This window comes from Blastococcus sp. TF02A-35, from assembly GCF_004571075.1.
In the GTDB taxonomy this organism is placed as follows: domain Bacteria; phylum Actinomycetota; class Actinomycetes; order Mycobacteriales; family Geodermatophilaceae; genus Blastococcus.
The window spans coordinates 78,837-99,012 of sequence record NZ_SPQP01000008.1 but is presented as its reverse complement, the minus strand read 5'-3'; the positions used below and the strand labels follow the sequence as shown (position 1 = coordinate 99,012).

General features: G+C 72.9%; 23 protein-coding genes. 10 read left to right on the top strand and 13 right to left on the bottom strand.

Annotated elements, in window-relative coordinates; all coding sequences use genetic code 11:
- Positions 1 to 45: 45 nt before the first annotated feature.
- The 5 genes from E4P43_RS06005 to E4P43_RS05985 all read right to left on the bottom strand — a co-directional run bounded on the left by E4P43_RS06005 (position 46) and on the right by E4P43_RS05985 (position 5,791).
- Positions 46 to 1,104: a dipeptide ABC transporter ATP-binding protein gene (locus E4P43_RS06005; protein WP_135144502.1), complete on the bottom strand. Its 1,059-nt coding sequence runs from the start codon at positions 1,102 to 1,104 to the stop codon at positions 46 to 48.
- Positions 1,097 to 2,149, bottom strand: a complete 1,053-nt coding sequence (locus tag E4P43_RS06000; RefSeq protein WP_135144501.1) for an ABC transporter ATP-binding protein — start codon at positions 2,147 to 2,149, stop codon at positions 1,097 to 1,099. The genes E4P43_RS06005 and E4P43_RS06000 overlap by 8 nt, the downstream gene beginning before the upstream one ends.
- The gene (locus E4P43_RS05995; RefSeq protein ID WP_135144500.1) at positions 2,146 to 3,120 is read right to left on the bottom strand and encodes an ABC transporter permease; all 975 of its coding nucleotides are present in this window, start codon (positions 3,118 to 3,120) and stop codon (positions 2,146 to 2,148) included. The genes E4P43_RS06000 and E4P43_RS05995 overlap by 4 nt, the downstream gene beginning before the upstream one ends.
- Positions 3,113 to 4,036 (bottom strand): ABC transporter permease, encoded by a 924-nt coding sequence (locus E4P43_RS05990; RefSeq protein ID WP_135144499.1) that lies wholly within the window; start codon positions 4,034 to 4,036, stop codon positions 3,113 to 3,115. The genes E4P43_RS05995 and E4P43_RS05990 overlap by 8 nt, the downstream gene beginning before the upstream one ends.
- A gap of 141 nt (positions 4,037 to 4,177) precedes the next feature.
- Positions 4,178 to 5,791: an ABC transporter substrate-binding protein gene (locus tag E4P43_RS05985; protein WP_209313748.1), complete on the bottom strand. Its 1,614-nt coding sequence runs from the start codon at positions 5,789 to 5,791 to the stop codon at positions 4,178 to 4,180.
- Between the two features lie 377 nt (positions 5,792 to 6,168).
- Between E4P43_RS05985 and E4P43_RS05980 the strand changes: the two genes are divergently transcribed.
- Positions 6,169 to 6,339 carry a CsbD family protein gene (locus E4P43_RS05980; RefSeq protein ID WP_135144498.1) on the top strand — a complete coding sequence of 57 codons (171 nt, stop codon included), beginning with the start codon at positions 6,169 to 6,171 and terminating at the stop codon, positions 6,337 to 6,339.
- A gap of 77 nt (positions 6,340 to 6,416) precedes the next feature.
- Here E4P43_RS05980 and E4P43_RS20155 read toward each other — a convergent pair whose 3' ends face one another.
- Positions 6,417 to 7,172, bottom strand: a complete 756-nt coding sequence (locus E4P43_RS20155) for an NUDIX domain-containing protein (protein WP_209313747.1) — start codon at positions 7,170 to 7,172, stop codon at positions 6,417 to 6,419.
- A 35-nt stretch (positions 7,173 to 7,207) separates the two neighbouring features.
- On the opposite strand from E4P43_RS20155, the gene E4P43_RS05970 reads away from it, so the two are divergent.
- From E4P43_RS05970 to E4P43_RS05945, 6 genes are all read left to right on the top strand, one after another.
- On the top strand, positions 7,208 to 7,681 hold the full coding sequence (locus E4P43_RS05970) for an Rrf2 family transcriptional regulator (RefSeq protein ID WP_135144497.1): 474 nt from the start codon (positions 7,208 to 7,210) through the stop codon (positions 7,679 to 7,681).
- Positions 7,682 to 7,733: 52 nt separating this feature from the next.
- Complete coding sequence (gene cysC / locus E4P43_RS05965; RefSeq protein ID WP_135144496.1) at positions 7,734 to 8,270, top strand: adenylyl-sulfate kinase; 537 nt, start codon at positions 7,734 to 7,736, stop codon at positions 8,268 to 8,270.
- 257 nt (positions 8,271 to 8,527) lie between these two features.
- Positions 8,528 to 10,201, top strand: a complete 1,674-nt coding sequence (locus tag E4P43_RS05960) for a nitrite/sulfite reductase (protein WP_135144495.1) — start codon at positions 8,528 to 8,530, stop codon at positions 10,199 to 10,201.
- Positions 10,202 to 10,211: 10 nt separating this feature from the next.
- Positions 10,212 to 10,376, top strand: a complete 165-nt coding sequence (locus E4P43_RS05955) for an Insertion element protein (protein WP_135144494.1) — start codon at positions 10,212 to 10,214, stop codon at positions 10,374 to 10,376.
- Positions 10,373 to 11,083: a phosphoadenylyl-sulfate reductase gene (locus E4P43_RS05950; protein WP_135144493.1), complete on the top strand. Its 711-nt coding sequence runs from the start codon at positions 10,373 to 10,375 to the stop codon at positions 11,081 to 11,083. Before E4P43_RS05955 ends, E4P43_RS05950 begins: the two co-directional genes overlap by 4 nt.
- A 26-nt stretch (positions 11,084 to 11,109) precedes the next feature.
- Entirely contained in the window at positions 11,110 to 11,403 is a 294-nt protein-coding gene (locus E4P43_RS05945; RefSeq protein ID WP_135144492.1) for a 4a-hydroxytetrahydrobiopterin dehydratase, read from the top strand.
- 51 nt (positions 11,404 to 11,454) lie between these two features.
- On the opposite strand, the gene E4P43_RS05940 is transcribed toward E4P43_RS05945, so the two are convergent.
- The 3 genes from E4P43_RS05940 to E4P43_RS05930 all read right to left on the bottom strand — a co-directional run bounded on the left by E4P43_RS05940 (position 11,455) and on the right by E4P43_RS05930 (position 15,060).
- On the bottom strand, positions 11,455 to 13,701 hold the full coding sequence (locus E4P43_RS05940) for a PhoX family phosphatase (RefSeq protein ID WP_135144491.1): 2,247 nt from the start codon (positions 13,699 to 13,701) through the stop codon (positions 11,455 to 11,457).
- Positions 13,702 to 13,813: 112 nt separating this feature from the next.
- Positions 13,814 to 14,206, bottom strand: coding sequence for a DUF3037 domain-containing protein (locus E4P43_RS05935; RefSeq protein ID WP_135144490.1), 393 nt, complete (start codon positions 14,204 to 14,206; stop codon positions 13,814 to 13,816).
- Positions 14,203 to 15,060 (bottom strand): HipA family kinase, encoded by an 858-nt coding sequence (locus E4P43_RS05930; RefSeq protein ID WP_135144539.1) that lies wholly within the window; start codon positions 15,058 to 15,060, stop codon positions 14,203 to 14,205. The genes E4P43_RS05935 and E4P43_RS05930 overlap by 4 nt, the downstream gene beginning before the upstream one ends.
- Positions 15,061 to 15,116: 56 nt before the next feature.
- On the opposite strand from E4P43_RS05930, the gene E4P43_RS05925 reads away from it, so the two are divergent.
- Together E4P43_RS05925 and E4P43_RS05920 are read left to right on the top strand one after the other, a co-directional pair.
- Positions 15,117 to 16,124 (top strand): glutathione S-transferase C-terminal domain-containing protein, encoded by a 1,008-nt coding sequence (locus tag E4P43_RS05925; RefSeq protein ID WP_135144489.1) that lies wholly within the window; start codon positions 15,117 to 15,119, stop codon positions 16,122 to 16,124.
- Positions 16,125 to 16,670: a DUF1990 domain-containing protein gene (locus E4P43_RS05920; protein ID WP_135144488.1), complete on the top strand. Its 546-nt coding sequence runs from the start codon at positions 16,125 to 16,127 to the stop codon at positions 16,668 to 16,670. It begins immediately after the preceding gene.
- Here E4P43_RS05920 and E4P43_RS05915 read toward each other — a convergent pair.
- Genes E4P43_RS05915 through E4P43_RS05905 form a run of 3 tightly spaced genes read right to left on the bottom strand, consistent with a single transcriptional unit; the run spans position 16,667 to position 19,185 of the window.
- Positions 16,667 to 17,416 (bottom strand): hypothetical protein, encoded by a 750-nt coding sequence (locus E4P43_RS05915; RefSeq protein WP_135144487.1) that lies wholly within the window; start codon positions 17,414 to 17,416, stop codon positions 16,667 to 16,669. The genes E4P43_RS05920 and E4P43_RS05915 overlap by 4 nt on opposite strands.
- A complete protein-coding gene (locus tag E4P43_RS05910; protein WP_135144486.1) occupies positions 17,413 to 18,315 on the bottom strand; it encodes an ATP-binding cassette domain-containing protein in 903 nt (300 codons plus the stop codon). The genes E4P43_RS05915 and E4P43_RS05910 overlap by 4 nt, the downstream gene beginning before the upstream one ends.
- A gap of 48 nt (positions 18,316 to 18,363) precedes the next feature.
- A complete protein-coding gene (locus tag E4P43_RS05905; protein ID WP_245158951.1) occupies positions 18,364 to 19,185 on the bottom strand; it encodes a formate/nitrite transporter family protein in 822 nt (273 codons plus the stop codon).
- 52 nt (positions 19,186 to 19,237) lie between these two features.
- Between E4P43_RS05905 and E4P43_RS05900 the strand changes: the two genes are divergently transcribed.
- Positions 19,238 to 19,768 carry a DUF6817 domain-containing protein gene (locus E4P43_RS05900; RefSeq protein WP_135144484.1) on the top strand — a complete coding sequence of 177 codons (531 nt, stop codon included), beginning with the start codon at positions 19,238 to 19,240 and terminating at the stop codon, positions 19,766 to 19,768.
- Here the strand turns inward: E4P43_RS05900 and E4P43_RS05895 are convergent.
- On the bottom strand, positions 19,725 to 20,138 hold the full coding sequence (locus E4P43_RS05895) for a hypothetical protein (protein ID WP_135144483.1): 414 nt from the start codon (positions 20,136 to 20,138) through the stop codon (positions 19,725 to 19,727). The two genes, E4P43_RS05900 and E4P43_RS05895, sit on opposite strands and share 44 nt — an antisense overlap.
- Between the last annotated feature and the right edge of the window lie 38 nt (positions 20,139 to 20,176).

Here is a 20,176-nt window from a genome sequence, read left to right as displayed (position 1 = left end):
TGCCGGACCGCGCCGGGCGGGCTCCCGCCCGGCGCGACCGGCCGGTCAGTCGACGTCGACCGGGATGACCGTGCGGGCCTCGGCGAAGTGGCAGGCCGAGGCGTGGCCCTGCCCGCGGTCCACCAGCGCCGGTGCCTCGGTGGCGCAGATGTCCTGCGCCTTCCAGCACCGGGTGCGGAACCGGCAGCCCGACGGCGGGTTGGCGGGGCTGGGGACGTCGCCCTGCAGCAGGATCCGCTCCTTGAGCCCGCGCAGCTGCGGCTCGTGCACCGGGACCGAGGACAGCAGCGCCTGCGTGTAGGGGTGCGACGCGGAGGTGTAGACCTCGGTGTCGGTGCCCTCCTCGACGACGCTGCCCAGGTACATCACGGCGACGCGGTCGGAGATGTGCCGCACCACCGACAGGTCGTGGGCGATGAACAGGTAGGACAGGCCGAAGTCGTCCTGCAGGTCCTCCAGCAGGTTCACGACCTGGGCCTGCACCGACACGTCCAGGGCGCTGACCGGCTCGTCGCAGACGATGATCTCCGGCTGCAGCGCCAGGGCGCGGGCGATGCCGATGCGCTGCCGCTGGCCACCGGAGAACTGGTGGGGGTAGCGGTTGACGAAGTCGGGGTTGAGCCCGACCCGCTCCATCAGCTCCTGGGTGCGCTGGAGGCGGCCCTTGCGGGGGGCGATGTCGGCGTGCACCGACCAGCCCTCGGCGACGATGTCACCGACGGTCATGCGCGGGTTCAGCGACGCGTAGGGGTCCTGGAAGATGATCTGGACCTCGCGGCGGTACTGCTTGAGCGCTCGGCCGCCCATCTTGGCGACGTCGCGGCCCTTGTAGACGATCTCGCCGCTGGTGGGCTTCTCCAGGGCCACGAGCAGCTTGCTGACCGTGGACTTGCCGCAGCCGGACTCGCCGACCAGGCCGAGGGTCTCGCCGCGGCGCAGCGTCAGGTTCACGCCGTCGACCGCGCGGACGTGGCCCACGGTGCGCTTGAAGACGATGCCCTGGGTGAGCGGGAAGTGCTTCTTGAGGTCGTTGACCTCCAGCAGCACCTCGCCGGGTGCGACCGGCTGGAGCGGTGCCGCTGCGTCGTCGGTGGGCTCAGACACCGAGGACCTCCTCGCTGTAGTGGCAGGCCGCCTCGCGACCCGGGACGACCAGCCGCAGCGGCGGGACGTCCTCGGCGCAGTGCCGGCCGGGGAGCGCGTCGGCGCCGGTCCGGCGCTTCGGGCACCGGGGGTGGAACGGGCAGCCCGACGGGATGTTCGCCAGGTTCGGCGGCTGGCCGCCGATCGGCTGCAGCCGCCCGCCCTTGGCCTCCACCTGGGGGATGGAGCTCATCAGCCCCTCGGTGTAGGGGTGGGCCGGGTTGCCGAAGACGTCGTCGACGGTGCCCCGCTCCACGATACGACCGGCGTACATGACCGCGACGTTGTCGGCGACCTCGTTGACCACGCCCAGGTCGTGGGTGATCAGCACCAGGCCCATGCCGGTGTCGCGCTGCAGGTCCTTGAGCAGGTCCATGACCTGGGCCTGCACGGTCACGTCGAGGGCCGTCGTCGGCTCGTCGGCGATGAGGATCCTCGGGTCCAGGGCGATCGCCATGGCGATCATGACGCGCTGCCGCATGCCGCCGGAGAACTGGTGCGGGTAGTCGTTCACCCGCTGCGCGGCGGCCGGGATGCGTACCCGGTCCATGAGCTCGACGGCCTGCTTCTTCGCGTCCTTGCGGGACATGCCCCGGTGCGCCCGGAACATCTCGCCGATCTGGTAGCCGACGCTGTAGACCGGGTTCAGCGAGGACAGCGCGTCCTGGAAGATCATCGAGATCCCCGGCCCGCGCACCTTGCGCTGCTCCTCCGGCGAGACGGTCAGCAGGTCGCGGCCCTCGAACATGATCCGGCCGCTGGTGATCTCGGCCGGCGGCATGTCGAGGATGCCCATGATCGCCTGCGCCGAGACCGACTTGCCCGAGCCGGACTCCCCGAGGATCGCGAGGGTCTCCCCCGCGGACACGGTGTAGCTCACGCCGTTGACGGCGTTGACCAGCCCGGAGTCGGTGCGGAACTGCACCCGGAGGTCGTCGACCTCCAGGACGGGGCCCGACCCGGCGCGGGCCTGCCCGGCCGGTGCGGACGTGGACGCGGTGCTCATGAACGCTGCCTCGGGTCGAGGGCGTCGCGCAGCGCGTCGCCCATCATGACGAACGCCATCACCGTCATGGTCAGGATCAGGCTCGGGAACAGGACCAGGTGCGGGGCGCTGCGGATGGAGTCCTGCCCCGCCTCGATCTGCAGGCCCCAGGAGATGGCGGGGCGCTGCAGGCCGACGCCCAGGTAGGTCAGCGTCGCCTCGGCGGCGATCAGCACGCCGATGGTGATCGTCGTGTAGACGAGCACCGGCGCCACCGCGTTGGGCAGGATGTGCCGCACCAGGATCCGGATGTCGGAGGCGCCCATCGCGCGGGCGGCCGCCACGTAGTCCGAGCTCTTCACCGCGATGACCTGGGAGCGCACCAGCCGCATCGCCGTCATCCAGCCGAAGAGCGCCAGCGCCAGCGCGACGGCGCCCGGCCCTCGGCTGTTCAGGATCGGGATGCTGGTCTCCGGCCCGACCCGCAGCAGGACGAGCGCGCCGAGGATGAGCGGCAGCGCGTAGAAGATGTCGGCGATGCGGGACAGCAGGCCGTCGGTGAAGCCGCCGTAGAAGCCGGCGATCGCTCCCACGACCACGCCGAGCAGCAGGACCACCAGCACGGCGAAGATCCCGATGATCAGCGAGTTCCGCGCCCCGTAGACGACGTTGGCCAGGTAGTCGCAGCCCTGGACGTCGTAGCCGAACCAGTGGTCGGCCGACGGCGTGGCCTTGGAGTTGGCCAGGTCGCAGGCGCGCGGGTCGACGCCGCGGGCGAAGACCTGCGGGGCGATCGCGATCAGCAGGAACACGATGCCGAAGGTCGCGCCCAGCCAGAAGAGCGGGTTGCGCTTGAGCGAGCGCCAGGCGTCGCTCCAGAGGCTGTTCTGCCGCGAGTCGGTGACGTCGACCGACGGGCTGGCCAGGCCGGTCGTCGTGCCCGCCTCGACCTCGTCCTTGCGCAGATCCAGCTGCTGTTGCTGGTCAGTCATAGCGGATCCTCGGGTCGAGGACGGCGTAGAGCACGTCGACGACCAGGTTGAAGAAGATGAAGAAGAACACCATCAGCGTGACGATGCCGACGACGACGGCGCCCTCCTGGGAGCGCACCGAGTCGAACACCTCGCGCCCGATGCCCGGCAGGTTGAACACGGTCTCGGTGACGATCGCGCCGCCGAGCAGCGACCCGATGTCCGCACCGATGAAGGTGACGACCGGGATGAGGCTGTTGCGGAGCGTGTGCCGGACGATGACCGTCCGGTTCGGCAGCCCCTTGGCCCGCGCGGTCCGGACGTAGTCCGCCCGCATGTTCTCCGCGATGCTCGTCCGGGTGAGCCGGGCGACGTAGGCCAGCGACCCGGAGGCGAGCACCAGGCCTGGGAGGATGTAGCTGTACAGGCCCTCACGGGTGCCGGCGATCGGGAACCAGCCGAGCTTCAGGCCCAGCGCGAGCTGCGCGATGAAGGCCAGCACCAGGATCGGGATCGACACGATGACCGTGGTCGAGACCAGCACGAGGTTGTCGAAGAAGCTGTTGCGGCGGATGCCGGCCAGCACACCGGCGATGATGCCGATGATCGCCTCGAACACGATGGCGACCGCGGTCAGCTTGATCGTGACCGGCAGGGTGCGCTCGATGGTGTCGATGACCGGCCGACCGCGGAAGTCGGTGCCCAGGTCACCGGAGAACAGGTTCTTGAGGTACTCCCAGTACTGCACCCACAGCGGGTCGTTCAGGTGGAAGCGCTCGGTGAGCACCTCGACGACCGCCGGTGACACCGGCCGGTCGCCCGCGAGCGCCCGGATGGGGTTGCCCGGGAGGGCGTACACCATGGCGAAGATCAGGAACGAGGCGCCGAGCAGCACCGGAATCGTCAGCAGTAGTCGGCGCGCGACGTAGCGGCCCATGGTCCCCCTCGGGGTGGTGAGACGCCGCGGTCAGCTGCCGCGGCGCCGGTGTTCATCTTGCCCGGCGCCCGACGCACGCGCCGCCGGGGGCACCGTCCTGGTGGAGGGCGCCCCCGGCGGGTCGTGCGTCTGGCTGGTCGGTCAGTTGTTGACGGTGACCTCGGACCAGATCGGGTGCTGGAACAGGTCGATCCGGACGTTGTCCACCTTGTCGGTGTGGACGGTCTGGATCTCGGTGAAGAACAGCGGGGCCATCGGCATGTCCGCGGCGATGAGGTCCTCGGCCTGCTGGTAGGCCTCGACGGCCTCCTCCTCGCTGGACGCCTGGTCACCCTGGGCGATCAGCCGCTCGACCTCGGGGTTCGAGTAGAAGCTGAAGTTCGAGCCCGCCGGGGGCTGCGACACCGTGGAGAACAGCGGCGTCAGGTAGCTCTCGGCAGCCGGGTAGTCGAAGCTCCAGCCGTAGCGGAACGGGCCGGTGAAGCCCTTCTCCTCGCCCAGCGGCAGGTACTGCGCGAAGTCCAGGTCACCCCGGAGCTGGAAGTCGACGTCCAGGTTCTGGCGCAGCTGGTTGCCCACGGCCTCCAGCCACGCGTCGTGACCGACACCGGCGTTGAACCACAGGTCGACCGGCTGGCTGCGGTCGAAGCCGGCCTCGTCCAGCAGGGCGTTGGCGGCCTCGGGGTCGAACGCGCAGAACTCGCAGGCGCCCTCGCGGTAACCGTCCACGACCGGGGCGACGAAGGCGTCGGCCGGGGTGCGGGTGCCGGAGAAGATCGCCGTGCCGATGGCCTCCCGGTCGATCGCCATGGAGATCGCCTGGCGGACCCGCGGGTCGGCGAAGCGGGCGTCGTAGGTCGGGAAGCCGAGGTAGGTGATCTGCGAGACCTCGGTGCGGATGAAGTTGTCGCCGAACTCGCTCTCGGCCGACTCGATGACGTCCGGCGGGATGACGTCGACGATGTCGACGTTGCCGTCCTGGGCGTCGGTGTAGGCGGTGGCCTGGTCGGCGTAGACGATGAACTCCATGCCGTCGGCCTTGGCCTTGTCGTCACCGGCGTACTCGTCGAAGCGGGTGAGCTTCATGCCCTGGCCGGGGGTGAACTCGCCGTCGGCCTTGAACGGGCCGTTGCCGATCGGCGCGGTGCCGAAGGCCTCGGGGTCCTCGAAGAACGCGTCGGGCAGCGGGTAGAAGGTCTGGTAGCCGACCACCGCGGGGAACAGGGCGAACGGGGCGGAGAGCTCCACCGTGAAGGTGGTCTCGTCCTGGACCTGGAGGCCGGACAGCTCGGTCGCGGCACCGTCCTGCAGCTCCTGGTAGCCGGCGATGCGGCCGAGGTAGCTGGCGCCGTCCTGGGCGTTCTGCGGGTCGGCGGTGTAGTTCCACGCGTCGACGAAGGACTGCGCGTCGACCGGGGTGCCGTCGTGGAAGGTCCAGCCGTCCTTGAGGGTGACGGTCCAGTTCTGGTTGTCGTCGGACGTGATCGACTCGGCGACGCCGTTGTACTCGACCTCGCCCTCCTCGGAGAAGGTCACCAGACCGGTCCAGAGGGCGGTGATGACCTTGCTGCCCTCGCTCTCGGTGGTGTTGCCCGGGACGATCGGGTTCTCGGGCTCGCCGATGTAGGCGGAGAAGGTGCCGCCGGTCGCGCCGCCCCCCTCGCCACCCTCGTCGCTGCCGCCGCAGGCGGTCATGAGCAGGGCGGCGGCGATGGCCGTCGCGACGAGCGAACTACTGCGCTTGCTGGACTTCACGTGCAAGGCCTCCCTCGTCCCGCATGTGCGGGGGGAACGGACAGGTCTGTCCACGGCCGTCACCGGGCCGTGGGACGACTGATTGGTGTCGAGCGGAACGCACCCGGGACACGGAGACGTTTCCCCGGTACGACGGGTGGACCCTAGGCACGCCCCGGAGGGAGTGTCCACGGCCGTGGCCGAGTTGTGACCTCCGCTCACGATCCGCCCCGTCACCGTAACTTCCACGCATTCTCGGCCGGGAGGCGGACGTCCTCCGCGCCCCTCGCGGGGGCTGCCGGAGCCTTTCCGGCCGCTCGGCCGGGCGGGTGTCGCGCGGGCCGCCCCGGGGTAGGTCGGGGTGGCACACGATCGACGAACTCGACGGAGGCAGCGCGATGAGCGGTATGGACAAGCTGACGAACAAGGCCCAGGAACTGTCCGGCAAGGGCAAGGAGGCCGTGGGCGACGCGACCGACGACCGCGACCTGCAGGCCGAGGGGCAGAAGGACCAGGCGGCCGGCAACCTCAAGCAGGCCGGCGAGAAGGTCAAGGACATCTTCAAGTAGCCGGGCCGCCCTGCAGAGGGCCGTTCCGGACGTCGCACGGGCGCCGGTCCCCACGGGGACGGCGCCCGTCGGCGTTCCTAGGCGCGGTCGAGGAGCGCGCGGACGGCGGGCAGCAGCGGGCGGTCCGCGGGGATCCAGTCCAGCGCGTCGAGCTCCCCCGGCCCCACCCAGCGCAGCTCGGAGTGCTCGTGGGCCACGAGGTCGCCGGCGACGATGCCGGCCGACCACACCCGCATGGTCGAGGCGCCGGGCGCGCCGCCGGCGACCACGCCGTCGAGGGGCACCTCCCCCACGAAGGACCCCGGGACGACGGTGACGCCGAGCTCCTCCCGGCACTCCCGCACGAGCGCCACCAGCTCCGGCTCGTCGCGCTCGACCTTGCCGCCGGGGAACTCCCACCGGCCGTCGTACCTGCCGCCGGACCGCTGCGCGACCAGCACCCGTCCGCGGTGGACGACGGCGGCCCCCACCACCTGCACCACCTCCGGCGCGCGGCGGGCGGCGGCCGCGGCGAACGCGTCCAGGTGCGCCCGCATCGCGCGGGCGACCCTGCGGCGCAGCACCGGCTCGACCACCCGACCGAGGACGGCGGGCAGGCCGCTCTGCCACTCGACCTGCTCGTCCACCCTCGTGCCGGCGGCGGTGGCGGTGAAGGTGCGCGAGTGGGTCACCCGGCCGCGCGCGCCGACCGGCGCAGTGAAGACGTCGCGCTCCGGCCGGACGGCGACGACCTCCGCCAGCGGGAAGGGCCAGGGCCGCCCGAGGGCACGGGCGACGTCGAACGCCACGGTCAGCGGCGCCTCCACCGACGTGGTGAAACGGAGCTGCGACACGCGGGCACTCTCCCAGACCACGGCACTATGGCAGCGTGCGCATCAACGCCAGGGTCGACTACGCCGTCCGAGCGGTCCTCGAGCTCGCCGCGGCAGCGCCCGACGCGCTCACCTGCGACAAGATCGCCGCGGCGCAGGACATCCCGTCCCGCTTCCTGCAGGCGATCCTCGCCGACCTGCAGCACGCGCGGCTGGTCACCAGCCAGCGCGGCCGCGACGGTGGCTACCGCCTCGCGCTGCCGGCCTCGGAGATCTCCATCGCCCGCGTGATGCGGGTGGAGCAGGGCTTCCTGGCCGAGGTGCACGGCCAGCGCCCGGAGGAGGTCACCTATCCCGGTGCGGCCACGGAGCTGGCGTCGGTCTGGGTGGCGGCGCGCGAGGCCTACCGGCGCGTGCTCGAAGGCGTGACCGTCGCCGACGTCGTCGCCGGGGAGCTGCCGGAGCACGCGGCGGAGCTGGTCGCCATGGACAACGCCTGGCGGTCGTTCAGCGAGCCCTCGCGCGACTGACGCGCGACCCCCGGTCACCCGGCGCGGCGGGCACGACGGAGACACTGGCGGCATGACCGCTGCGCAGCGCCCCGGTGTCACCGTCTTCCTGACCGGCCTCTCGGGCGCGGGCAAGTCCACGATCGCCGACGCGCTGGTCGCCCAGCTGGAGGCGGAGGGCCGGCCGGTCACCGTGCTCGACGGCGACGTCGTCCGCACGCACCTGTCCAGCGAGCTGGACTTCTCCAAGGAGCACCGCGACCTCAACATCCGGCGGATCGGCTGGGTGTCCGGCGAGGTGGTCAAGCACGGCGGGACGGTCGTGGTCGCCGCCATCGCGCCCTACGAGGCCGCCCGCGCCGACGCCCGCCGGCTGGTGGAGGAGCACGGCCGGTTCGTGCTCGTGCACCTCTCCACCCCGCTCGAGGTGTGCGAGGACCGCGACGTGAAGGGGCTGTACGCCAAGGCGCGCGCCGGCGAGATCCCCGGGTTCACCGGCGTCAGCGACCCCTACGAGCCCCCGGCCCGCGCCGAGCTCGTCATCGACACGTCGGTGACGCCGCTGACGGAGTCCGTCGCCCGCATCCGTGCGGAGATGGACCGCGGCTGACCCCGGCTCACCCGTGTGAGCCGGTGCACGGCGGCCCGGCGCCGCTCTTGTGGCACCCTTGACGCATGACCGACCGCGGCGCGCTCCTCGTTGCGCGGCTGCACATCGATCTGGCGCTGGTCTCCAGCGCCGCCTGTCGCCCCGTGCGCTGACCCCCGGTTCCTCCGCGCAGCTCCTCCGGCTGCGTCCCGATCCAGCAGCGCCTCGTCTCCCGGCCCGCTGCCGGACGGCGCAGAGCGCAGGAAGAAGTACGCCACGTGAGCACCCCCACCCGCACCAGCAACCGGCCGCAACGCGGCCAGGGCCAGTGGGCGCTGGGCTACCGCGAGCCGCTCAACCCGAACGAGCGGATGAAGAAGGACTCCGACGGGCTCGAGGTCCGTCAGCGGATCCTCGACATCTACTCCAAGGCCGGCTTCGAGTCGATCGACCCGGGTGACCTCCGTGGCCGCATGCGCTGGATGGGCCTCTACACCCAGCGCGCCCAGGGGATCCCCGGCGGCAAGACCGCCGTCCTGGAGCCGGAGGAGCTCGAGGACTCCTACTTCATGATGCGCGCCCGCATCGACGGCGGGCAGCTCACCAGCGACGCGCTCCGCGTCCTGGGCGGGATCAGCACCGAGTTCGGCCGCGACGTCGCCGACGTCACCGACCGGCAGAACGTGCAGTACCACTGGATCCGCATCGAGGACGTGCCCGAGATCTGGCGCCGGCTGGAGTCGGTCGGGCTCTCCACGATGGAGGCCTGCGGCGACGTGCCGCGCGTGATGCTCGGCTGCCCGCTGGCCGGCATCCTCGAGGACGAGGTCATCGACGCCACCGACGTCATCGCCGCCACCGTCGAGAAGTACGTCGGCAGCCCGGAGTTCAGCAACCTGCCGCGCAAGTGGAAGACCTCGATGTCGGGGTGCGTGGACCACTGCACCGAGCCCGAGATCGACGACGTCTCCTTCGTCGGCGTGGTCAACGAGGCAGGCGAGGCCGGCTACGACCTCTGGGTCGGCGGCGGCCTCTCGACCAACCCGATGTTCGCCCAGCGGGTCGGCGTCTTCGTGCGGCCGGACCAGGTCACCGACGTGTGGGCCGCCTGCACCTCGGTCTTCCGCGACTACGGCTACCGCCGGCAGCGCAACCGCGCCCGCATCAAGTTCCTCATGGCCGACTGGGGGCCGGAGAAGTTCCGCCAGGTGCTGGAGGACGAGTACCTGCACGCCCAGCTGCCCGACGGCCCGGCGCCGGCCCCGGCCAAGCACGACCAGCGGGACCACGTCGGCGTCAGCCGGCAGAAGGACGGCCTCAACGCCGTCGGCTTCGCGCTGCGCACCGGCCGGATCAGCGGCTCCCTGCTGACCACGATCGCGAACCTGGCCGACGAGTACGGCCAGGGCCGCATCCGGACGACGACCCAGCAGAAGCTGGTCATCCTCGACGTGCCGGACGAGTCGGTGGAGGCGCTGGTCGACGCGCTCGCCGAGCACGACCTGCAGGTCCGCCCGAGCGCCTTCCGCCGCGGGACGATGGCCTGCACCGGCCTGGAGTTCTGCAAGCTCGCGATCGTCGAGACCAAGCAGCACGCGCAGGACCTGTACGCCGAGCTGGAGAAGCGGCTGCCGGACTTCGACACCCCGATCGGGATCAACGTCAACGGCTGCCCGAACAGCTGCGCCCGTTTCCAGACCGCCGACATCGGGTTCAAGGGCTCGATGGTCAAGGACGACAACGGCGAGATGGTCGAGGGCTTCCAGGTGCACCTCGGCGGCCACCTCGGCGTGGAGGCCACCTTCGGCCGCAAGTTCCGCGGCCACAAGGTGACCAAGGCCGAGACCGCCGACTACTGCGAGCGGCTGCTGCGCGGTTTCCTCGAGCGCCGCACGCCCGGCGAGTCCTTCGCGCACTACGTCTCCCGCGCCGAGGAGGCCTGGCTGCTGTGAGAGGGCCGCTGTGACCGAGGAGGCGACGTCGGGAAGGACCCGGCAGCTGCCGGTGTTCCACTGCCCGTACTGCGGCGACGAGGACCTCACGCCGCACGACGACCAGGGCTGGCGCTGCGGCGCCTGCCTGCGGGCCTTCTCGGTCCGCCTGATCGCGACGGGGGTGCAGGGATGACGACAGCAGTCGTCGCCACGCCGGAGATGGCCGCCGAGGCCGACGCACGCTTCGAGGGCATCGCCGACCCCGTCGAGCAGGCGCTCGCCGTGCTGACCTGGGCCGGGGAGACGTTCGGCGACCGGTTCGCCATCACCTCGTCCATGGCCGACGGCCTGCTCTCGCACCTGGCCAGCCGGGTGATCCCCGGGGTCAACGTCGTCTTCCTCGACACCGGCTACCACTTCGCCGAGACCATCGGCACCCGCGACTGGATCAGCAGCGTCCTGCCGATCACCCTGCACAACGTCACCCCGCCGCAGACCGTCGCCGAGCAGGACCTCTCGTTCGGCGCGAAGCTGCACGACCGCGACCCGGACCTGTGCTGCGACCTGCGCAAGGTCAAGCCGCTGGCCCAGGCGCTGGCCGGCTTCACCGCCTGGGGCTCCGGGGTGCGGCGCGACGAGTCGCCGACCCGCGCCGGCACGAGGCTCGTCGACTGGGACGCCAAGCGCGGCATGGTGAAGGTCAACCCGATGGCGGCCTGGACCCAGGACGTCGTCGACGCCTACACCGTCGAGCACCAGATCCCGGTGAACCCGCTGTTCGAGGTCGGCTACGGCTCGATCGGCTGCGCGCCGTGCACCCGTCCCGTCGCCCCTGGCGAGGACCCGCGCGCCGGGCGCTGGGCCGGCCGCGGCAAGACGGAGTGCGGTCTCCACACCTAGGCCGGCCGGCACGTCACCATGGGCGCATGCCTCGCCCACCGCGCCTCTCCCCCGACGAGCTCGCCGCCTCGATGCACGGGCTGCCGCTGTGGTCCGGCGACGGCGACGGGATCCGGCGCTCGGTGCAGCTGCCGAGCTTCCGGGACGCCGTCGCCGCGGTCGTGGCCATCGCCGACGTCGCCGAGGAGATGGACCACCACCCCGACATCGACCTGCGCTGGCGCACCCTCCACCTGACGCTGGTCAGCCACTCCGCGGGCGGGGCCAGCGAGCTGGACCTCGAGCTCGCCCGGCGCATCGACGCCCTGCTGCCCCGCTGACGCGCAGAGCCCCCGCACCGGTCGGGTGCGGGGGCTCCGGGGCGTGGGTCGTCAGCTATCGACCCGACCGCCGTCCAGCCGGTAGGCGACGGCGACGCTGGGCCGCGGGAACGGCCGGACGGGGGCCCGGTCGGGCCACGTGCTGTTCGGGTTGTCCCGGGTGGAGCCGCTCGCCTCACCCGGGTGCTGCACGGAGACGAACACCGACCTGCCGTCCTCGGGGATGAGCGGACCGCTGCACTCCGCGCCGCGCGGCACGGTCAGGAACGCCTTGACGTGGCCGCGCTCCCGGCCCTCGGTGGGGACGGCGAACAGACCGTCGTTGGCGGCCACCGCGGTGGTCCCCTCGGACTGGTTCCGGTTGGACAGCACGTTGCCGTCGGTGGAGATCCACAGGTTGCCGGCCGGGTCGAACTCGAGGTTGTCCGGGCAGGAGATCGCGCTGACCTTCGACTTGTCGTAGCCGGCGAAGTAGGTGCCCGGGTCGTTCGGGTCACCGGCCACGAGGAACAGCCGCCACTCGAACCGGTCACCCGTGGCGCCGCGCGTCTCGCGCCACTCGATGATGTGGCCGTTGCGGTTGCCGGGGCGCGGGCCGTAGGTGCCCCGGTCGAAGCCGAACGAGGTGTTGCGCGGGTTCGCCTCGTCGGGCCCGGTCGCCGAGCCCGGTGCGCCGGTGCGGCTGGAGTTGTTGGTCAGGGCGGCGTAGACCCGGCCGTTGACCGGGTTGACCTGGATGTCCTCCGGCCGGTCCATGCGGGTGGGCACCTTGCTGGCGTCGACGACCACGGGCGCCGCGGGCACCGGGAAGTTGCCGTTGGCGTCCAGCTCCTTGCCGAGGCGGTCGGCCGCCAGGCGGGTGAAGGTCAGCACCCAGGCGACGTCCTTGCCCTTGACCATCGAGCGGCCGTCCTTGACCAGCGGGATCCACTGGCCCCAGCCGTCGAACTCGCCGTCGGCGGGCAGGTCGCCGGTGCCGGTGACCTGCGCCGGCGGGGAGTCGCCGACGAACCGGGCGACGTAGAGGTCGCCCTCGTCGAGCAGGGTGAGGTTGTGGGCCCGGGAGTGCCGGTCGTTGCCCTTCTTCATCCTCTTCTTCGAGACGAACTTGTAGATGTAGTCGAACGCCTCGTCGTCACCGGAGTAGGCGACCACCCGGCCGTCCTCGGCGATCTGCACGTTGGCGCCCTCGTGCTTGAACCGCCCCAGGGCCGTCCGCTTCTTCGGCGTCGAGCGCGGGTCGTAGGGGTCCACCTCGACCACCCAGCCGAAGCGGTTCACCTCGTTGGGCTCCACCGACAGGTCGAACCGCTGGTCGACCGTCTCCCAGCGGCGGCCGGACGGGGCGATCCGGACCCCGTACCGGGCCAGCCGCGGCTCGGCGGGGTCCTCGGCGAACGGCGTCGCCGTCCCGAAGTACTGGTTGAAGTTCTCCTCGCCGTGCAGGGTCGTGCCCCACGGCGTCATGCCGCCGGCGCAGTTGTTGAGCGTGCCCAGGGCCACGCGCCCGCTGGGGTCGGCCTTGGTCTGCAGGTAGCGCGACCCGGCCGCGGGGCCGGTCAGCTCGAAGCGGGTGTCGGTGGTGATCCGCCGGTTGCTGGCGGCTCCGGGGACCGGCTTCCAGTTGCCGGAGCGGCCGTCCCGCCGGACCTCGACCACCGAGATGCCGTGCGCCATCATCGCGATGCGCTTCTGCTGGGTGGTCGTCGCCGCCGCGGAGGTGACGCCGGAGAACATCAGCTCCTCGTTGGTGTACTCGTGGTTGACCACGAGCAGGAACCGGTCGCCGCGCCCGTCCAGCGGCAGGAAGCCGATGTAGTCGCAGTTGTAGCCGAACTGCTTGGCCTGGGCCTCGGGGGTCTGCGCGTCCACGGCGAAGGCCGGCGCGCCCTTCTCCACCGGGTCGCCCCAGCGCATGACGACCGAGTACCCGTAGCCGGTGGGGACGATCAGCTCGTCCTCGAGGTTCTGCGCCACCGGCTGGAACGTCAGGGCGCCGCGGGACCCACCGTTGCCGCGGCCGCCGCCGGGGCCCTTCTGGTCGTGGGCCGCCGCGGGCAGGGCCGGGCCGGCCGCCACGACCAGCGCACCGATGCCGGCGGCCTTCAGCATGTTGCGCCGGCTGAACGCCGTCTGCACGACCTCGGCGAAGGTCGGGTTGTCGGTCTGGTTCGGGATGGGCGAGTCGCAGGCGTTGCCGCACTTGTAGAAGCAGGTCGCGTGGCTGCGGCTGCCGTGGCGCAGGGTGCTCAGGAACGGCAGCAGCGCCCGGGGGCGCGGCTCCTGGATGTCGGTCATCGGGTCCCTCTGGTCGCGCGGAGACTGGCCTGCGCAGCCAACCCGGCCCGGTCCACGGGCGCGTGGCCGTCGGGTGAACCTGCGGTGACCTCCTGGCCACCGATGGCGACGGTCAGGCGGTGACGGGGAGGACCAGGAGGCGGAGCAGGCGGTCGGCCTCGGCGTCCGGGGCCTCGGTGAGGCCGGTGTGGACCGGCCCCGGCTGGATCACCGTGCTGCGCGGCGCCGTCAGCCAGCGGAACCGGGACCCCAGCGCCTCGCGCCCGGCCGCCCCGGCTCCGGGGTCGGCGGCGCACACGTCGGCCGCCGCCTGCAGGGCCCGGCCGATGGCGGCCGGGTCGGCGGTGGGGTCCAGGGCGCGCAGCCGGTCGGGGTCCAGGTGCAGCCGCGAGCCCAGGTAGTCGCGCTGCCGGCAGTAGACGAGGACGCCGGCGTTGAGCGACTCCCCCCGCTCGACGCGGGGGACGACGCGCAGCACGGCGTACTCGAAGGTGTCCCGCGTCATCGCTGGCTCATCCCCTCGGGCGGCGGCGGCCCGAGCCAGCCGGGCCGGTTCTCCCCCACCCGCGGGCGGCGGCGCCCGGCGCCACCGGCAGCGGCGGCGGCGACCAGGCCGGCCAGCCAGGCGTCGCGGGCCGCCAGCCGGGCCATCAGCTGGCCCACGTACCGCTCGCGGACGGCGTGCGGCGGCTCCTCCGGCGTCGCACCCTCCAGCCACTCGTCGGGCACCTGCGCCAGCACGCCCTCGAGCAGCGGCCGGGTGACCCGGGGGGCCAGGGCGGCGTCGGCCGCAGGCACGTCCGGCGCGCACTCGACCAGCGCGTGCGCGGAGGCGTCGTAGGGCCGGGTGACGGCGGCCTCGGCGCCGGGCCAGTGGTGGTGGAAGGTCAGCGCGGCACCGTGGTCGATCAGCTGCAGCCGGCCGTGCCAGAAGAGCATGTTCGGGTTCCGCCAGGACCGGTCCACGTTCCCCACGAGCGCGTCGAACCACAGCACCCGGCCGGCCAGCTCCGGGTCCACGCCGTCGGCGCCGGCCTCGAAGTCCAGCGCCCCCGGCAGGTAGTCCAGGCCGAGGTTGCGGCCGGCGGAGCGCTGGAGCAGCTCCTGCACCTCGTAGTCGGGCTCCCCCACCGCGAGCTCGGGCGCGACGTCGACCGTCACGAGCGCGGGCACCGGCAGGCCCAGGGCGCGGGCCAGCTCCCCGCAGACCACCTCGGCGACGAGCACCCGCACGCCCTGGCCGGCGGCCCGCCACTTCACGACGTAGGTGCCGAGGTCGTCGGCCTCCATCAGCCCAGGCAGCGACCCACCCTCGCGCAGCGGGGTGACGTAGCGGGTGGCGGTGACGGCGGGCAGCACAGTGCTGGTCAACCTACCGCCGGGCGCGCGCGGGGGAAGCCGGAGACACTGGTGCCGTGGCGAACAGTGCACCCCCGACGACCGACGACGGCCGCTACGAGCGGCAGCCCTTCCACTTCACCGACCGGATCACCGCCGACGGCCGCGACGGCTGGCCGGCCGAGCCCGGTCGCTACCGGATCGTCGTCAGCCGGGCCTGCCCGTGGGCCAGCCGCACGCTGGTCACCCGTCGGCTGATGGGCCTGGAGGACGCCATCAGCGTGGCGGTCACCGACCCGATCCAGGACGACCGCAGCTGGCGGTTCACCCTCGACCCCGGCGACGTCGACCCGGTCCTGGGCATCGCCTTCCTGGCCGACGCGTACCACAAGGCCGACCCCACCTACGACGGCGGGATCAGCGTGCCGGCGGTCGTCGACGTGCCCACCGGCGCCGTCGTCACCAACGACGTCTTCCAGGTGACCCTGGATCTCGCCACCGAGTGGCGGGCCTTCGCCCGCGAGGGCGCGCCCGACCTCTACCCCGAGGCGCTGCGGAGCGAGATCGACGAGGTGAACGCCCGTCTCTACCGCGACCTCAACGCCGCCGTGTACGAGGCCGGGTTCGCCACCACCCAGGCGGCCTACGAGGACGCCTACACGCGCGTCTTCGCCTGCCTGGACTGGCTGGAGGAGCGGCTGGCCGGCCAGCGCTTCATGGTGGGCGACACGATCACCGAGGCCGACATCCGGCTGTTCACCACGCTCGTCCGCTTCGACGCGGTCTACCACGGCCACTTCAAGTGCAACCGGAACAAGATCACCGAGATGCCGGTGGTCTGGGCCTACCTGCGCGACCTGTTCCAGACCCCGGGCTTCGGGGACACGGTCGACCTGGACCACATCAAGCGGCACTACTACCAGGTGCACGCCAACATCAACCCGACGCAGATCGTGCCGGCCGGGCCCGACCTGTCGGGGCTGACGAGACCGCACGGCCGCGAGTCGCTCGGCGGGCGGCCGTTCGGCGACGGCACTCCCCCGGGCCCGGCGCCGGCCGCCGAGGTCATCGCCCAGCAGCTGTAGATGGGCCTCCTGCGGGCGCTGGACCCCGCCACCCTGGCCGACGCCCCGTTCACCTACGCCGAGGTGGGCGCCACCGGCGAGGACCTGCTCCCCGCGGGCTACCACCTGGCCGAGCACTCCGCCGTCGTCGGCTCGGGGCCGGCGGCGCTGGAGCGGGCGGCGGCGGCCGTCTTCGGCTGGCGGGCGCAGCGCGGCGTCGGGCTGCGAGTCCGGGCGACCGGGCCGGCGAGCACGCCGGGCACCGTGGTCGTCCTCACCGCGGGGCTGCCCCGGCTCGGCTACGACATCCCGTGCCGGGTGGTGTGGGCGAGCACCACCGGCGACCTGCGGGGCTTCTCCTACGGCACGCTGCCGGGCCACCCCGAGAGCGGCGAGGAGCGGTTCACCGTGCGGCTGACCGAGGACGGCGACGTCGTCTACACGATCCGGGTGTTCTTCCGGCTGGCCTCCCCCGCCGCGCGGCTGGCCGGCCCGGCGAGCCTGCTGCTCCAGCGCGCGTCGACCGCGCGCTACGTGCAGGCGATCCGGCGGGCGACCGCCGGCTAGACGTCGCGGCGGGCCAGCAGCACCGCGCCGAGCGTCCAGGAGGCGACCACCCAGGCGCCGAGCACGACCAGCCCCTCCTGCCAGGAGGTCGCCGTGGCGAAGAAGGGCTCGTCGCCCACCCGGAACGCGGGCAGGGCCCGGGCGAGGCGCTCGGCCTGGTCCGACGCCGAGATCAGCAGCACGGGGGGCAGCACCAGCATCACGCCGATGGCCGCCCCCATGGCCCCGGCCGAGGAGCGCAGCAGCGTCCCCAGGCCGACGGCGAGCACCCCGGCCAGCGCGGCGCAGGCGACCTGCAGGCCCAGCTGCCGCAGCACCCCGGGGTCGGTCAGCGGGACGCCGCCCTCGACGGCGGTGAGCCGGCTGGCTGCGAACCAGCAGAAGAGGCAGAGCAGCGCGGTGAGCAGGACCGTCCAGGCGACCACGACGACGGTCTTGGCCAGCAGCAGCCGCCCGCGGCCGGGCACCGCCGTGAGCGAGGCGAGCACCATCCCCGTCCGGAACTCGCTCGTGACGGCGAGGACGCCCAGCACCACGACCAGCACCTGCCCGAACCCGAACCCGGTCAGCGCCGAGCCCACGGCGAAGTCGGCTCGGGGCGCGGACTGGGTGATCGCCGCGCCGAACCACCCCCCGGCACCGACGACGGCGACGTAGAGCGCGGTGCACCACCAGGTGGAGCGCACCGTCCGCAGCTTCGTCCACTCGCTGGTCACCACCGAGGTGAACGGCACCGCGCGGCTCACAGCGCCGCCGCCCGGTACTCGACGTCGTCCCCGGTCAGCTCCAGGTAGGCGGCCTCCAGCGAGGCGGTGACCCGGCCGAGCTCGTGCACCCGGACCCCGGCGAGGAACGCGACGTCGCCCACCTGGTCGCAGTCCAGGCCCTCGACCCGCAGGGCACCGTCGATCTCCAGCTCCACGTGCCCGCCGGCGCGCTGCAGCGCCGAGGCGAGCACCGGCGCCTGCGGGCTCCGGACCCGGACGGCGGAGTGCGCCCCCAGCAGGTCGGCCATCGGGACGTCGGCGAGCAGCCGCCCGCGGCCCAGCACGACCAGGTGGTCGGCGGTGTCCTCCATCTCGCTCATCAGGTGGCTGGAGACCAGCACCGTGCGGCCCTCGTCGGCCAGCGCCCGCAGCAGCTCTCGCACCCAGCGGATGCCCTCCGGGTCCAGCCCGTTGACCGGCTCGTCGAGCAGCAGGACGTCGGGGTCGCCGAGCAGCGCCGCGGCGATGCCCAGCCGCTGCCCCATGCCGAGGGAGAACCCGCGCACCCGCTCGTGGGCCACCGGCTCCAGGCCCACCAGGTCGATCACCTCGTCGACCCGGTCGCGCGGCAGCGCGTTGCTCTGCGCGAGCGCGAGCAGGTGGGCGTGCGCCGTGCGCCCGGGGTGGCGGGCGCGCGGGTCGATGAGCGCACCGACGTGCCGCATCGGGCGGGGCAGCTCGCGGTAGGGCCGGCCGAGCACGGTCGCCGTCCCCTCGGTGGGGCGGGTCAGGCCGAGGATGCAGCGCAGCGTCGTCGTCTTGCCGGAGCCGTTGGGGCCGAGGAAGCCGGTGACCCGGCCGGGCTCCACCGTGACCGTCAGCGCGTCGACGGCGACGCGGGAGCGGTACCGCTTCGTCAGGCCGCGCAGCTCGATCACGGGCGTCAGCATGGCGAACCGGCCGCCGCCCGCGCAGCAGGCGCGCGCCTAGCGGCCGTCGGCGACCGCCTCGCGCTCCCGCTCGATGAGGTCCTTGCTGCGCACCAGCCGCAGCAGCGTGACGACCAGCAGCCCGCCGGCCATGTTGAGCAGCGTCGTGTACCAGAACCAGGCGAGCCAGTCGCCGTAGCCGAACGGCCCGCCGGCATGGATGCCGGCGAAGATGATCAGCGAGTCGAGGATCGAGTGGAACAGCACCAGCCCGGCGAGCACGAAGGCGCCGGCGACGGCGGCGACGATCTTCCCGGCCTCGCTCTCGGCCCCCTGCTGCATGCGGGTCATCAGGGTGATCGCGCTCCCGGCGAGCAGCGCCAGGCAGACCGCGCGGAGGTCCAGCGGCGCGTCGACGAAGGTGGTGGCCGACTCCACCGCCGTCGCCCCCAGGTCCGGGAGCGCGTGCACGACCACCCACATGACCAGCCAGCCGCCCACGAGGTTGGCCACGAGCGTGCCGGCCCACAGCTTGGCCAGCTGCCCGATCCCGGCCCGGCCGGCGACGACCGCCGTCACCGGCACGAGGAAGCCCTCGGTGAACAGCTCGCTGCGGGCCAGCAGCAGGGCGATGAAGCCGACGCTGAACGCCAGCCCGGCCAGCAGGTGGCTGCCGGTCTCGGCGTACACGGCGAAGAGGGCCACGACCCCGATCCCCACCTCGAGCCCACCGGCCAGGCCGGTGGTCAGCACCTCGCGCCAGGTGCGGTGCAGCCGCTGCGCGCCCTGCCCGACGATGCGGTCGAAGGCCTGCACCAGCTCGTCCTCTTCGGGGGCGCCCGTGCTGCCCAGCTCCTCGCGTGCGTGCTCCTCTGCCACGGGTGCCGCCCTACCCGCGTCCCCCGAGGTCACACTGCTACCGTCGCCGGCCATGGAGAGCACCGAGCGGCTGACGGCGCTGCTGCGCGGTCGCGGCGCCGAAGGCATCGCGCACCCCGGCGGCACCCTGGACGGCCACCTGGAGCGGGTGCAGGGGCGGCTCGCGGCGCTCGGCCTCTCCCTCTCCGTGCAGCTGGCCGGCCGGGCGCACGCCGTCTACGGCACCCAGGGGTTCGACGTCCGGCTCCTCGCCGACGACGAGCGGCCGCTGCTGACCGGGATCATCGGCCCGGCGGCCGAGGAGCTGGTGCGCCGGTACGGCGCGTGCGACCGGGACGCGACCTGGGCGGAGCTGGCGACCACCCGCCGGGTGCACGACCGGCACACCGGCGCCGTCGAGGAGCTCGACGCCGACCAGCTCCGCGAGTTCACCGACCTGAGCCTGGTCAACGAGATCGACGTCGCCGAGCACGCGCCCGGCTTCCTCGAGGAGCACGGCGCGTACTTCCGGCGGCTCACCGAGCGGTGGGCACCGGTGCTCAGCCCCGCGGTGCTCGCCGAGGCCCGGTGGGCGTTCGCCTGACCGGTCCGCCCGCGCGGGCCACGGCCACCGCCCAGCCGATGTAGCCCACGTTCACCAGCACCCGGGCCGCGATGCCCGGCGTGCGGTCGAACATGCGGGCTGCCGAGGCGGCCCGGCGGAGCGGGTCCAGGTGCGCCGGCAGGTAGGCGGTGATCAGCCCGGCCGTCAGCCACCCGCCCGCGGACCGTGTGGCAGGGACGGCGACGAGCACCCCGGCCAGGACGTCCAGGGCACCGCTGACCGCGACGGCGGCCTCCGGCGCGGGCAGCCAGTCCGGCACCAGACGGCCGAAGTACGCGGGCGCGACGGCGTGCCCGATCCCCGAACCGGTCATCAGCGCGGCCAGACCCAGCGCGGGAACGTCGGTCATGGCGCGATCCTGCCCCGGCGCCGGGCGCTGCGGAACGT

Coding starts and splice junctions, on each gene's coding strand:
- E4P43_RS06000 (WP_135144501.1), bottom strand. CDS start 2,149: ATGAGCACCGCGTCCACGTCCGCACCGGCCGGGCAGGCCCGCGCCGGG.
- E4P43_RS05995 (WP_135144500.1), bottom strand. CDS start 3,120: ATGACTGACCAGCAACAGCAGCTGGATCTGCGCAAGGACGAGGTCGAG.
- E4P43_RS05990 (WP_135144499.1), bottom strand. CDS start 4,036: ATGGGCCGCTACGTCGCGCGCCGACTACTGCTGACGATTCCGGTGCTG.
- E4P43_RS05980 (WP_135144498.1), top strand. CDS start 6,169: ATGAGCGGTATGGACAAGCTGACGAACAAGGCCCAGGAACTGTCCGGC.
- cysC (WP_135144496.1), top strand. CDS start 7,734: ATGACCGCTGCGCAGCGCCCCGGTGTCACCGTCTTCCTGACCGGCCTC.
- E4P43_RS05950 (WP_135144493.1), top strand. CDS start 10,373: ATGACGACAGCAGTCGTCGCCACGCCGGAGATGGCCGCCGAGGCCGAC.
- E4P43_RS05945 (WP_135144492.1), top strand. CDS start 11,110: ATGCCTCGCCCACCGCGCCTCTCCCCCGACGAGCTCGCCGCCTCGATG.
- E4P43_RS05940 (WP_135144491.1), bottom strand. CDS start 13,701: ATGACCGACATCCAGGAGCCGCGCCCCCGGGCGCTGCTGCCGTTCCTG.
- E4P43_RS05935 (WP_135144490.1), bottom strand. CDS start 14,206: ATGACGCGGGACACCTTCGAGTACGCCGTGCTGCGCGTCGTCCCCCGC.
- E4P43_RS05920 (WP_135144488.1), top strand. CDS start 16,125: ATGGGCCTCCTGCGGGCGCTGGACCCCGCCACCCTGGCCGACGCCCCG.
- E4P43_RS05900 (WP_135144484.1), top strand. CDS start 19,238: ATGGAGAGCACCGAGCGGCTGACGGCGCTGCTGCGCGGTCGCGGCGCC.
- E4P43_RS05895 (WP_135144483.1), bottom strand. CDS start 20,138: ATGACCGACGTTCCCGCGCTGGGTCTGGCCGCGCTGATGACCGGTTCG.